The organism is Jiella mangrovi, from assembly GCF_017815135.1.
GTDB classification, from domain to species: Bacteria; Pseudomonadota; Alphaproteobacteria; order Rhizobiales; family Rhizobiaceae; genus Jiella; species Jiella mangrovi.
This window is the reverse complement of sequence record NZ_JAGJCF010000007.1, coordinates 163,945-176,611: the sequence shown is the minus strand read 5'-3', so window position 1 is coordinate 176,611 and position 12,667 is coordinate 163,945. Positions and strand designations below refer to the sequence as shown.

The window sequence follows — 12,667 nt, the reverse complement described above, 5'->3', positions numbered from 1 at the left end:
CGCCCGGCCGGATGAAGGCGGGGAAAGGCCGGAAAACGGCCCGGGAGGGATAGATGACCATTCGCGCGCTCGTCTGGAACGAGTTCTTTCACGAACAGCACAACGACGTCGTCAAGGAGATCTATCCTGACGGTATCCATGCGGCGATCGCCGGTTTTCTCGGCCGCGAGGACGGCATAGAAGCGTCCACCGCGACACTGCCCGAGCCCGAGCATGGCCTCTCGAAGGCGCGCCTCGACGAAACCGACGTGCTTCTGTGGTGGGGCCACAAGATGCACGGCGACGTCGAGGATGCGATCGTCGACCGGGTGGCCGGGCGGGTGCATCAGGGCATGGGGCTGATCGTTCTGCATTCGGGGCATTTTTCCAAGCCGTTCAAACGGCTGATGGGAACGCCCTGTTCGCTCAGATGGCGCGAGGCCGGCGAGCGCGAGCGGCTGTGGGCGGTGAACCGCTCGCACCCGATCGTGCAAGGCGTCGGCCCGTCGATCGAGCTTCCCAACGCCGAAATGTATGGCGAGCCGTTCCTGGTCCCCGAGCCGATGGAGACCGTGTTCATCTCCTGGTTCGAGGGCGGCGAGGTGTTCCGCTCCGGCCTGACCTATCAGCGTGGCGCGGGCAGGATCTTCTATTTCCGCCCCGGCCACGAGACCTATCCGATCTACCACAATCCCGAGATCCAGCGCGTGATCGTCAATGCCGTGCGCTGGGCCTACAACCCCGTGCCTGCCTGGACGGACGTTTCCGCCGCGCCGAACGTGCCGGTGGACAAGGCGCCGGAAAAGATCGAGCAGAAGGGCGGCTCGCTGCACAAGCCGGGCGAACAGGGCTATCGGTAAGGCGGTGACGACGATGACGAACGACAATCCGTCCGCCGCCGGGCTCGGCGCGTCCGGCGAAAAACGCATCATGATCCTCGGCACCGGGGCGATCGCCCATCGCCATGCCGAGCATTTCATCTCGATCCCCGGCTGCAAGGTGGTCGCCGCCTGCGACGTCAATGCCGAGCGGTCGCAGGCCTTCGCGACCCTGCACGGCATCGAGAAATCTTTCGCCGATCTTGCCGAGGCGCTCTCCTGGGGCGAATTCGACGCTGTCGTCAACGCGACGCCCGATGCCGTCCACAAGGCGACGACGCTGCAAGTGATTGCGGCGAAGAAGGCGATCTTCTGCGAAAAGCCCCTGGCGCTGAACGCCGAGGACGCCTTCCAGATGGTCGGCGCCGCAGAGCGGGCGGGGCTGATCAACATGGTCAACCTCACCTATCGCAACGCCCATGCCATCCAGCTCGCCCGTCGTATGGTCGAGGCCGGCGAGATCGGCACCGTGCGCCACGTCGAAGCGAGCTACCTCCAGAGCTGGCTCACCGGCAACCATTGGGGCGACTGGCAGACCGACGAGCGCTGGCTCTGGCGGTTGTCCTCCGGCCACGGCTCCAAGGGCGTTCTCGGCGATATCGGCATCCATATCCTCGATTTCGCCTGTTTCGGAACCGGGCTCGGCATCGCGGCGCTGCAGGCGCGGCTGAAGACCTTCGACAAGGCCGAAGGCGGAGCGATCGGCGCTTACAGGCTCGACGCCAATGACAGCTGCGCGATGACCGTCGAGTTCGACAACGGGGCTTTGGGCGTCGTTCACATGAGCCGCTATGCCACCGGCAAGGCCAACGATCTCGACCTCACCATTCATGGCACCACGGGCGCCCTCAAGATCTGGTCGAACACCACCGAATCCAGCCTCGACGTGTGTCTGGGCGAAGACATCCACTCGCAGAGCTGGCGGCGGGTCGAGTGCCCGCCGACACCGCGCAATGCCGACCGTTTCGTTCTGGCGCTGTTGTCGGGCGTTAACGGCGAGCCGGATTTCCGCCACGCGGCCGAGGTGCAGAAGCTGCTCGATCTGTGCTTCGTCTCCGACGAGGAGCGGCGGATGCTGCCGGTGGTCCTTCCGCCGGTGTGAGAAAGCCGCTTCAATCGTCAGCGCAGGGCCGGCAATTGCGCGCTGTGGTTACGGTTGAAATTCCACCGGCGATACATGCTTTGGAAAGTATCTTAGCCATCGCCGGTTTCGATTTAACGGGTCATTAAGCATAAAACGGTAGCATGCAGTTCGACGAGATGTGTCCACCGCCGGCCGGGTGTTGCGCGCATCGCTGCTACGGGACCGCCATGCTTTCGACCTTCACGACCTATCAGCTCTACACGCGTGATCAGTCGCGGGTGCTGGACCGCATTGCGTCCGACAGCATGAACCAGCGCCTCGCGACCTATTACAGCGAGAACATCGGCACGGTCGAAACCATCGACGAGTTCATGGGCGACTACCGGCTCTATTCCTATGCGATGACGGCCTATGGTCTGGAAGACCAGATCGATTCCCGCGCCCTGATCCGCAAGGTGCTGGAGAGCGACCTCTCCGATTCGTCCAGTTTCGCCAACCAGCTTTCCGACGAACGCTATCGCGACTTCGCCGCGGCCTTCAGCTTCGGCACCACGACCGAAGAGGTCGAGCTAGTCGCCCAAAGCGACGCCCAGACGCTGGCCATGGTCGACAGCTACTCGGAACATCGGGTGAAAGCCGCGCAGGCGGTGGCCGCCAGCGTCAACTACTTCACCACGAATATCGGCGAGATCAACACCGTCGACCAGTTCCTTGCCGACGACCAGCTTTTCTCGGTCGCGCTGGAAGCTGCCGGTATCGACGCTTCGGTGGCGTCGAAGAGCTTCATCCGCGAGGTTCTGACCGGCACCAAGGCCGACGAGATGTCGGACAAGGGCGACGACCGCTACCTGCTTCTGGCGGCGATGCTGCCCTTCGAGGAGAATGGGCGAGTGCCGGCGGACGGGCTGCAGAGCGCGTCGGAGATCAATTCGACCGCCTATCTCTACTATCAGCAGAAGGGGCTTGAGGCCTCGCCCCAGGCGGCGGCGCTGCAGGCGTCCTATTACGAGGCCGAGATCGGCAATATCGAGTCGGCGGACGATCTCATCGAGAATCCGCGTCTCTTGACGGTCGCGCTGACGGCCGTCGGCCTTGATCCCTCGGTCGAAACCTCCGCCTTCGTCTGGAATGTGCTGACCAGCGATCTGTCAGATTCCGGTAGCGTCGTGAACCAGATGTCGGAGGCGACGACGGCAGACGCGACCCGCAAGCAGCAGTATATCGAGCTTGCGAAGATGTTCCAGTTCCAGACGGATGGGAGCCTTGCTGATGGTGACAGCGCCCAGACGGCCGAGAATGTCACCGCGCTGACCGACGCCTTTCTCGAAGAATATGGCGGCGCCGCCGCGGAGGACGACAGCCTCAGCGCCTCGCTTTATGCCGCCAACATCGTGAATATCTCCACCGTCGCCGGGTTTCTCGCCAACAGCACGGTCTATGAATACGCCCTGACGGCCGTCGGCCTCGACCCGGCGGAGGAGAGCAAGTCGACGATTATGCGGGTCTTGCGCTCCGACCCCTCCGATCCGTCGAGCTATGCCTCGAAGCTCGGCAATGAAGCCTATGTGCGTCTGGCCGCCGCCTTCAACTTCGGCTCTGACGGCGAGCTCGCCGAAGTGCGGCGGGTGCAGAGCGAGACCGCACAGGGCGACACGATCGATCGCTATCTGAACCTTCTGGAGGACGACGAGGACAAGGAAGCGATCACGGAGGCCGTTCAGGATTCGCAAACGTTCCGGTCGGCCATGGCCTCGATCTCGAGCATCGACGAGTTCCTAGAAGATACGGATGCTTTCTCGTATGCGATGAAGGCGATCGGCTTCAATCCCGACACCCAGGATCCGGACATCATCCGAAAGGTCCTGACCAGCGATCTGTCCGACCCCGATAGCTTCACCAACGCCCTCGGCATCGAGGCGTATCAGACCTTGGCTTCCGCCTTCGACATCGATGCCTTTGGCAATATTTCCCTGGCCACCGGCGATGACGGGACTGACGTGATGATCGACGTGTATTTCGACAAGGTTCTCGGCAGCGCCAACACGGATTTCATCGAAGCGGCGCAGGGCATTCTCGCCTATAATTACGCCGTGCCGGAGGTCGCCACGATGGACGACTTCCTCGCCAATACGACCCTCGTCGACTTCGCGCTGAAGGCCTTCGGGCTCGACGGGGAGAAGCTGACGTCGGACGAGCTGAGGGCGATCCTGACCAGCGATCTCTCCGATCCCGACAGCGTCGCCGGGAAATACGACGACACGCGCTATCTGGAATTTGCCGCCGCCTTCAACTTCGATACCGACGGGACGATCGAACGCGACGTCTCACGCGTCCAGACGGTCTCCGACATGCTGACGACGCAGGATCTCTATCTTCGCCAGAAGATGGAGGAGGAAGCCGGCGACGAGAGCAACGGCGTGCGCCTCGCGCTCTATTTCAAGCGCGTGGCCGAGGATATCACCAGCGTCTACGAGTTCCTGGCCGACGATGCTCTTCTGGAATTCGTCACGACCACTCTCGGCCTGCCGGACGAGTTCTCTTCGAGCGACATCGACGTTCAGGCCCGAAATCTGGAAAAGAAGATCGACGTCGAGCAGCTCGGCGACACCGAATATGTCGAGCGCATGATCAATCGCTTCCTGGCGATGTACGATCTGGAAAACGACACGTCAGGCACGGACCCGGCGCTGTCGATCCTGAGCGCCAGCTCCTCCTATATCTGACCGACGAACGCTTTCGAGCATTTGCCGAAGACGGTCTGAGGAAAACGAAGACGGGCGGCAGGCCACATGGCCCACCGCCCGGTTTCGTGCGGATCGAGACCGCCACTTGAGAGCGGAGCGCGATCCGCTTCGATCGCATCGTCGCCGCTGTCGTTTCTGCCGCGTGATCGCGCCGGAAAACCGGTGCCGATGTTATCAGATCGTGCCTCAGCGGACGCGGATGACGGCGCCGCTGTTGCGATCGATGTCGACACGAATGCGATGGCCACGGCGGTCGAGACCGGCGACGCGGTAGCTATTGCGCGTCCTGGTCACTTCCCGAACGTCCCGCAGACCCTGGCGATGGGCAATCCGGACCGCCTCGCGCTCGGAAATGCGATCGCTCCGCCTGTCGTGACGCTCGTCGCGCCGGTGATCGTCGCGCATGCGCTCGGTGGGAACGATCTTGACGCCGTCGCGCCCGATCTGGACGGTCTGGGCGGCGGCCGGAGCGGCCGTCGCGATGGCCATAGCTGCGATGATACCGTAGGTCCAATTGGCCTTACGCATGTGTGATCTCCTCCACCGGCAAACGTCGCCGGCGTCTCGTTTTCTGGGTTGGGGAGAAAACTGGTGGAATCGCAAAAGGTTCCACGGGCTTCTTATCGCGGGCGAGGTGAGCTTGACACGATCCTCGAAGGCCGGCCACGGCTTGATCGAGAAGGCGCATCATTCGACGCTTCGTCATTCTCGGGCCCCGTCCCGAGAATCCAGAAATGTTCGACACAACAGAAGCTTAAACGGCGCACTGGATGCTCGGGACGGGGCCCGAGCATGACGAGCGCGATGAAAGCGGACGCCTGATCTCAGACTGTTAGGCACTCGATATGCGCCGTTCGACGAGACTGTCGTGCGACACTGTCGCGGGCGACGTGGTTCGGCATTGCTCTGCGGCGTGACGTCGCAGCAACGCTGCGACAGCGACGGAGCCCGGGACCGGTCGATCCGATCCCGGGACTATCTCGCCCCTTCGGCGATCCTGGCGCGCGGCGCGTCCGTGACGTTACTCACGGCCCCCGCCGTCAGGCGAGATACTGGCCGCCATTGGCGGAGATCGTCGCGCCGGTGATGAAGCCGGCATCGTCGGAGACGAGGAAGGCGACGCAGCGGGCGATCTCTTCGGGCTCGCCGAGCCGGCCGACCGGGATGTTGGCGACGATCTGCTTTTCCATCACTTCCGGGGGGATGGTCGCCATCATGTCGGTGTTGATGTAGCCGGGGCAGACGGCGTTGACCGTGATGTTCTTGCGCGCGCCTTCCTGGGCGAGGGCCTTGGTGAAGCCGATGTCGCCGGCCTTTGCGGCGGAATAGTTCGCCTGGCCCATCTGGCCTTTCTGGCCGTTGATCGAGGAGATGTTCACGATCCGCCCGAAGGAGCGGGCGCGCATGCCCTCCCAGACAGGCCGTGTCATGTTGAACAGGCCGCTCAGATTGGTGTTGATCACCGCCTGCCAGTTCTCCGGCGTCATCTTGTGGAACATGGCGTCGCGGGTGATGCCGGCATTGTTGACCAGAATGCCGATGTCGCCGAGCTCGGCCTCGACCTTGGCAATGCCCTCGACACAGGCGTCGTAGGAGGCGACGTCCCATTTGTAGACGGAGATGCCGGTTTCCTCCTTGAAGGCGTTGGCACGCTCGTCATTGCCAGCGTAGGTGGCGGCGACGTTGTGTCCGGCGGCCTTCAGCGCCTTGGCGATCGCAGCGCCGATGCCGCGGGTTCCGCCGGTGACGATGGCTGTTCTGGTCATTGTTCCTCCCTTTCGACAGATCCGCCGGACAATTTGGGCGAGCCGACGGTTAACCTTCGTTGAAGAGAGTAGGGGCCGTTATGGTGCCTGACTAGACCGGATTTGCAGGAACACTCGTGGAATCTGCCGCGACGAGATGGGCGGTGGATGCAAAACTCGCCATGAAGGCCCTGCCGTCCTCGACCCCGGCGTTCCAGGTGGCGACGATCTTGCCCCGATCGGTGAAGTCGATCTTGTCGGCCGGCACCGATTGCGACGGCTCGACATAGACCCGGCCCGGATGCTCCGGCAGCTTTCGGAACTTGCGGGTGAGAAGGACGAGGGTGCGGCCGTGATTGTCGCTCGGCATCGGCGCCTTGGACGTCATGCCGCCGTCGATCACCTTGCGGCCGTTCCATCCCTGCAGGTTGAACACCGGCGGGATGACGGCGGCGTTGCAGATGAGATCAACCAGCTTGCCGTCACGCGCCGCCTGCCGCGCATCGACGAGCTCCTGGCGCGCCCCGAGTTTTTCGGGAAAGACGACATGGGGTGTCGAGCGGATCGTCAGGTCGGCGAGATAGGCCGCCATCATCGGAAAGGTGGTGAGCTTGGGAAAGCCCGAATGGGGTGGATGGGCGAGCAGCACCTCGAAGCTCGGGCCGTTGGCGATCTTTGCCACCGCCTCGTCGTCCAGCGTCTCGCGCACGACCTCGCGATACATCTGCTGATGCGGGGTGAGGCCGTTCCGGTCGAACTCGTCCCAGTTGATGGTCACGTTGGTGTCGCGCTCGTCGAAGGCCGCGCCCATCACCTCCAGGAGCTTCTGGTCGCGATGGCCGATGAAGCATGCGGCCGACAACGCGCCGCCGGAGACGCCGGCGATGCGCTCCGGCTTCAGGCCCAGCGGCTCGCGCACCGTTTCGAGGAAGCCGCCATGCCAGAAACATCGCGTGCCGCCGCCGGAGAAGACGAGCTGTTCGAAGGGGGCGTCGGTATGATCGGGCACCGCGATCAGCCCTCAAACTCAACGGCAACGAAACAGGCCGTCAACATCGCGATCTGATTCTTGTTGTGAGCCACAAAGCTGTTCTCGAACTCCGTAAGAGGGTTCGATCTCGAGAGGTAGCAGCACGAAATCCTCTTGCCGAATTCCGAGCCGTGACCTGAGACACGATCCGCAAACCTTGTCACCTGCGTCTTCACCAACTCCGCTACCGATTTTTTCCCGGCATTTTCGCGCGAAACGAACCCTAGAACACCCCCGCCCTGACAACACCAACCGCTTTCATGATGACGATCCATCAGGCCGCAAACGCGTAGGATATCCTCTGCCGAGTCAGCAAGGTTGCGCTTTACCTCTACTGCGTAAATCAGCTCGTGAGGATCCCGGCCAATCTGGCCATATCGCTCCCCAAAATCGCTGATCAGTCCGATATCAATGCGTTTTCTTTCCGTTTCATCACCAAAGACGGTGTTCCCACCTGCCTCTAGCATGGCATGATCGACCGAATGCACCTCACCGGCAGGATCGAAGTCATTCAATTCGAGGGAGAATTGCGTCCAGATCTTTGCTTTGTATGAGACCAAAGCCTTGGCGAGCTCGACAGAGATAAAGTGCTCGACGGCGGAATCCCGAATGTGCCGCCCACCCGAAAGAAAGGCGTAGTGTTCGGCCGCTGCCAAGGCCGCACTCAGGATCTGGTATGAAAAAAGCTTGTTCCGGGCGTTCATTTCGAAGCCCGGAACGTCCTGTAGACCTTCACTGCCGATCTGGTTGTCCACCGCATTCCTCCTATTGGAGGTGGTATATCACATCCGCTCGAAGCACATGGCAACGCCCATGCCACCGCCGATGCACAGCGTTGCGAGGCCCTTCTTGGCATCGCGGCGCTGCATCTCGAACAGGAGGGTGTTGAGGATGCGGTTGCCCGAGGCTCCGATCGGGTGGCCGATGGCGATGGCGCCGCCATTGACGTTGACGATGTCGGGGTTCCAGCCGAGATCCTTGTTGACCGCGCAGGCCTGGGCGGCGAAGGCCTCGTTGGCTTCGACGAGATCGAGATCGTCGACCGACCAGCCGGCCTTTTCCAGCGCCTTCTTGGAAGCCGGGATCGGGCCGGTGCCCATGATCGCCGGATCGACGCCGGCGGTCGCCCAGGAGACGATGCGCACCATCGGGGTGAGGCCACGCTTTTCGGCCTCCGCCTCGCTCATCAGGACGGTCACGGCGGCGCCGTCATTGATGCCCGACGCGTTGGCGGCCGTCACCGAGCCTTCCTTGTCGAAGGCGGGGCGCAGCTTGCCGACGCTCTCCATGGTGACGCCGTGCTTAATGTATTCGTCCTTGTCGACGACCGTGTCGCCCTTGCGGCCCTTGACGGTGAAGGGCACGATCTCGTCCTGGAACTTGCCGGCCTTCTGGGCGGCCTCGGCTTTGTTCTGGCTCTTCACCGCGAATTCGTCCTGCATCTCGCGGGTGAGCTGCCATTGGCGGGCGACGTTCTCGGCGGTGTTGCCCATGTGATAGCCGTTGAAGGCGTCCATCAGGCCGTCCTTCAGCATGGTGTCGACGAGCTTGAGGTCGCCCATCTTCTGGCCGCCGCGCAGATGCTGGGCGTGCGGGGCCATGGACATGGATTCCTGGCCGCCGGCGACGATGATGTTGGCGTCGCCCATGGCGATCTGCTGCATGCCGATGGCGACGGTGCGAAGGCCGGAGCCGCAGAGCTGGTTGAGCGCCCAGGCGGTGGTCTCCTTGGGGCAGCCGGCGGCCATCGCCGCCTGGCGCGCCGGGTTCTGGCCCTCGGCGGCGGTCAGGATCTGGCCCATGATCACCTCGTCGACCTCGGCGGCGTCGACCTTGGCGCGCGACAGCGCTTCCTTGATCGCGGCAGCGCCGAGTTGATGGGCGGGCACCTGCGCGAAAGCGCCGTTGAAAGACCCGACCGGCGTGCGCGCCGCACCCACGATCACCACGGATTGCGTGTTGCTCATCGTCATTTCCTCCGCCTTTTGCGTGTTCGGCGAAGAGATAGGGCTTCGGCGCAACGCCGAAAGGGGCGACAGGCCAGATCGGCGGTCGCTTCTCACAAGCCTTTCAAATCGCTGCGTGTGTTCGAGAGCCGCATCAATGGCTTTGGCGTGCGACAGCGCGGCGCATGGCCGATGTCGGGAAGGCCCGGCCGAGCCGAGGCAGGGCGATCGTTCGAAGGCCGGGTGCGCCGACAGACGCTTTCAAGCAGGCGGCCGTTTCGCCAATGCAAAAACCCTGTCGCAACACTGCGAAGGATTTGGAAATTGCTGCGATCTGTGCCTATCATTTATGCGCCGCACATGAGCGGTCGCACAAAAGCGCGGCGCTTTGCAACGGTTGGCGTTTCTCAGGGAGTTTTTCATGGCCAGAAACGAGGAAACGACGGTCATCAAGAAATACGCGAACCGGCGTCTCTACAACACCGGGACCAGCACTTACGTCACGCTCGAAAACCTCGCGGCGATGGTCAAGAACAACGAGGAATTCACCGTTCAGGACGCCAAGACGGGCGAGGACATCACCCATTCGGTGCTCACCCAGATCATCTTCGAGCAGGAGAACAAGGGCGGGCAGAACCTGATGCCGATCGCCTTCCTGCGCCAGCTGATCCGCTTTTACGGCGATCAGATGCAGATGGTGATTCCCGGCTATCTGGAACATTCCATGTCGGCTTTCGCCAAGGAGCAGGAATCCTTTCGCGAGCAGATGACCGGCGCCATGACGCAGACGCCGATCAAGCTGATGGAAGCGCAGGTTCGCCGCAACACCGAAATGTTCCGCCGCGCCATGACGATGTTCAATCCCTTCGTCGCCGGGGCCCTCGGGGACGTCGAGGAGGGGAGTTCCGACGGCGATTCGCGCGCAAACGGCAGTTCGGCGCATGGCCGGGACGACGACCTCAAATCCATGCGCGAACAGCTGCAGCGCATGCAGGAGCGTCTCGAGGCGATCGACGCGAAGGATGCCAAGAAGGGCGGCTGATCTCGAGAGCGGGATGAGATGAGCTTCGCTCAGCGTGCGCGACACGATCCTCGATGGCCGGCCACGGCTTGATCGAGAAGGCGCAGCATTCGACGCTTCGTCATTCTCGGGCCCCGTCCCGAGAATCCAGAAACGTTCGACACAACAGAGGCTTAAACGGCGCACTGGATGCTCGGGACGGAGCCCGAGCATGACGAGCGGGACAAAACCGGACGCCTGATCTCAGACTGTCAGGCACTCGATATGCGCCGCTGGACGAGACTGTCGCGCACACTGGAGCTTCGCTCACCCTCCTGCTCTCTCCTTCTGACGGGGCATGATCTTTTCCGAAAACCGGTTCTCACTTTTCGCGATCATGCTCTCGCGGCCGTCGCACTCATCGCCGAGCGTCGAGCGGTTTCAGCCGGCAGCCGGCAGCCGGCGGCCCGTCCTCGGCGAAGGCCTTGATCAGATGATGGGCGATGGCGAAGGGTTTGGGCACCAGCAGCCCGTCCGGATGCCGTTCCTCGAGCATCGCGCGAACCTCGTCGCGGGAAAACCAGCGGCAGGCCTCGAGTTCGTCGACGTCGAAATGGATCGTCTCGCTCGTCGCCAGCGCCAGGCAGCCGATCATCAGATTGCAGGGAAACGGCCAGGGCTGGGAGGCGTGGAACGCCACCTCGCCGACGGTGATGCCCGCCTCTTCCATCGTCTCGCGGCGTACCGCGTCCTCCAGCGTCTCGCCCGGTTCCACGAAGCCGGCAAGGCAGGACCAGAAGTTTTCCGGAAAGCGCGGTTGCCGGCCGAGGATGCAGCGATCCCTGCCGTCATGCACGAGCATGATCGTGACCGGATCGGTGCGCGGAAAGACGACGGCGTCGCAGGCGGTGCATTCGCGGCGATAGCCGGCGGCGGCAGATCGCATCGGCTGGCCGCAGGTGCCGCAGAACCGGTTCTTGCCATGCCACTGGATGAGATGGGCGGCCTGGCCGAGGCGCCCTTCGATCTCCGGGTCGAGCCGCGCCTCCATGGCGATGGCGCGCAGGTTCATGGCGGCGAGCCCCGGATCCAGAGCGTCCTCTTCCAGGGGGGCGATCGCCGCCAGTACCGGCCGGTCGGTCGCATCGAAGCCGAGCAGGATCGCCTGATCGAGATCGGCGCCGAGCGCTCTTGCCTCGGGGATCGAAAACGCCGCCGACAGCGCCGGCCCGTCCGTCTTCACCAGCCATTTCTCACCCGCCGTGAGGTGAAGCGAGGCGCCCGGATGGCCAAGCGCGGCAGATAGGCTCTCGGCCGTCCTCAGCTCCCCGTCGCGGCGCAGGTCGTTGCGCGAAAAGCCCGTGTTGCGGCTGATCTCCGGCCGCAGCCCCGCCTGCCTCTCGGTCTCGCTCATCGAAGCTCTCCTTGCCGCGGCCCAAGGCCGGTCATTGCCATCGGGAAGGCTTTCAAACCGAAAGGATGGCTTGCGCAAGGTCGTTTCGCATTTTCTCGAGCGACGGGTCGTCATAGGGCTCGCCGCGGCCAAAGCCCCAGACCGGCCCCGGCCAGTTTGGGTCGCCGGTGCGCCGGGCAATGACATGGATGTGCAGCATGGCAACCATGTTGCCGAGCGCGCCGACATTGATCTTGTCGGCGCCGCAGAAGCTTTTCAGCGACTTGGCGACGAGACAGGTTTCGAAGGTCAGCATCGTCTGGTCGAGCGGGGTGAGGTCGTGGACCTCGGTGACGTCGCTTCGCTGGGGCACCAGGATCAGCCAGGGCCAGCGCCGGTCGTTCATCAGAAGCAGCCGGCAAAGGCCGAGTGTTCCGACCGTGACCGTGTCCGCCGCAAGGCGCGGATCGAGTTTGAACTGGCGCATCGTCGTTGCGTACCTCCCCGGCGGTCTTCTTTTTGTCACCCCGCTTGCATCTAGAGGCGTTTTCCCCGATATGGAGCCCCGGGAGGTTGGTGGTGGACGAGCCACTCGCCAACCGGGTCAGGTCCGGAAGGAAGCAGCCCCAACGAGCTATGGCACGGGTCGCCGTGCCAGCCTCCCACCCTTTTTCTTTCGCAGCGCGGCCGAAACCGGCGCTTTCCGGGACCGGCCCGCGACCGGTTGGCGATTGAAAATGCAACGGGTTTGACCGGCGCTTCAGCCTCTCCCGACGAATGCAGTTCCGAAAGCCGGTCACGGAAGCGTCCTGCGGCGCTGCGGCTCGTTCGCCCTCGCCGCCCAACTTCGGCGCGTCCTCGGTGCGAC

General features: G+C 63.2%; 11 protein-coding genes and 1 other RNA gene. 5 read left to right on the top strand and 7 right to left on the bottom strand.

Translation table 11 applies throughout. The features are described from left to right. Positions 1–53 precede the first annotated feature (53 nt). From J6595_RS12640 to J6595_RS12630, 3 genes are all read left to right on the top strand, one after another. The gene (locus J6595_RS12640; RefSeq protein WP_209594919.1) at positions 54–839 is read left to right on the top strand and encodes a ThuA domain-containing protein; all 786 of its coding nucleotides are present in this window, start codon (positions 54–56) and stop codon (positions 837–839) included. 13 nt (positions 840–852) lie between these two features. Next, the gene (locus J6595_RS12635; RefSeq protein ID WP_209594918.1) at positions 853–1,959 is read left to right on the top strand and encodes a Gfo/Idh/MocA family protein; all 1,107 of its coding nucleotides are present in this window, start codon (positions 853–855) and stop codon (positions 1,957–1,959) included. 209 nt (positions 1,960–2,168) lie between these two features. After that, complete coding sequence (locus J6595_RS12630) at positions 2,169–4,664, top strand: DUF1217 domain-containing protein (RefSeq protein WP_209594917.1); 2,496 nt, start codon at positions 2,169–2,171, stop codon at positions 4,662–4,664. Between the two features lie 207 nt (positions 4,665–4,871). Here the strand turns inward: J6595_RS12630 and J6595_RS12625 are convergent, their stop codons facing one another. The 5 genes from J6595_RS12625 to J6595_RS12605 form a co-directional block, all read right to left on the bottom strand. Continuing rightward, positions 4,872–5,213: a PepSY domain-containing protein gene (locus J6595_RS12625; protein WP_209594916.1), complete on the bottom strand. Its 342-nt coding sequence runs from the start codon at positions 5,211–5,213 to the stop codon at positions 4,872–4,874. A gap of 512 nt (positions 5,214–5,725) precedes the next feature. Further along, on the bottom strand, positions 5,726–6,451 hold the full coding sequence (gene phbB, locus J6595_RS12620) for an acetoacetyl-CoA reductase (RefSeq protein ID WP_209594915.1): 726 nt from the start codon (positions 6,449–6,451) through the stop codon (positions 5,726–5,728). A gap of 91 nt (positions 6,452–6,542) precedes the next feature. After that, entirely contained in the window at positions 6,543–7,439 is an 897-nt protein-coding gene (locus tag J6595_RS12615) for a patatin-like phospholipase family protein (RefSeq protein ID WP_209594914.1), read from the bottom strand. A 5-nt stretch (positions 7,440–7,444) separates the two neighbouring features. After that, complete coding sequence (locus tag J6595_RS12610) at positions 7,445–8,215, bottom strand: hypothetical protein (protein ID WP_209594913.1); 771 nt, start codon at positions 8,213–8,215, stop codon at positions 7,445–7,447. Between the two features lie 27 nt (positions 8,216–8,242). Further along, complete coding sequence (locus tag J6595_RS12605) at positions 8,243–9,427, bottom strand: acetyl-CoA C-acetyltransferase (RefSeq protein ID WP_209594912.1); 1,185 nt, start codon at positions 9,425–9,427, stop codon at positions 8,243–8,245. 400 nt (positions 9,428–9,827) lie between these two features. Here J6595_RS12605 and phaR point away from each other — a divergent pair, with 400 nt between their 5' ends. Continuing rightward, positions 9,828–10,448, top strand: coding sequence for a polyhydroxyalkanoate synthesis repressor PhaR (gene phaR, locus J6595_RS12600; RefSeq protein WP_209594911.1), 621 nt, complete (start codon positions 9,828–9,830; stop codon positions 10,446–10,448). Positions 10,449–10,824: 376 nt separating this feature from the next. On the opposite strand, the gene nudC is transcribed toward phaR, so the two are convergent. Next, a complete protein-coding gene (nudC, locus tag J6595_RS12595; RefSeq protein WP_209594910.1) occupies positions 10,825–11,820 on the bottom strand; it encodes an NAD(+) diphosphatase in 996 nt (331 codons plus the stop codon). A gap of 52 nt (positions 11,821–11,872) precedes the next feature. Continuing rightward, positions 11,873–12,286: an HIT domain-containing protein gene (locus tag J6595_RS12590; protein ID WP_209594909.1), complete on the bottom strand. Its 414-nt coding sequence runs from the start codon at positions 12,284–12,286 to the stop codon at positions 11,873–11,875. A gap of 81 nt (positions 12,287–12,367) precedes the next feature. Between J6595_RS12590 and ffs the strand changes: the two genes are divergently transcribed. After that, positions 12,368–12,465: signal recognition particle sRNA small type (gene ffs / locus J6595_RS12585), an RNA gene on the top strand. Positions 12,466–12,667 lie beyond the last annotated feature (202 nt).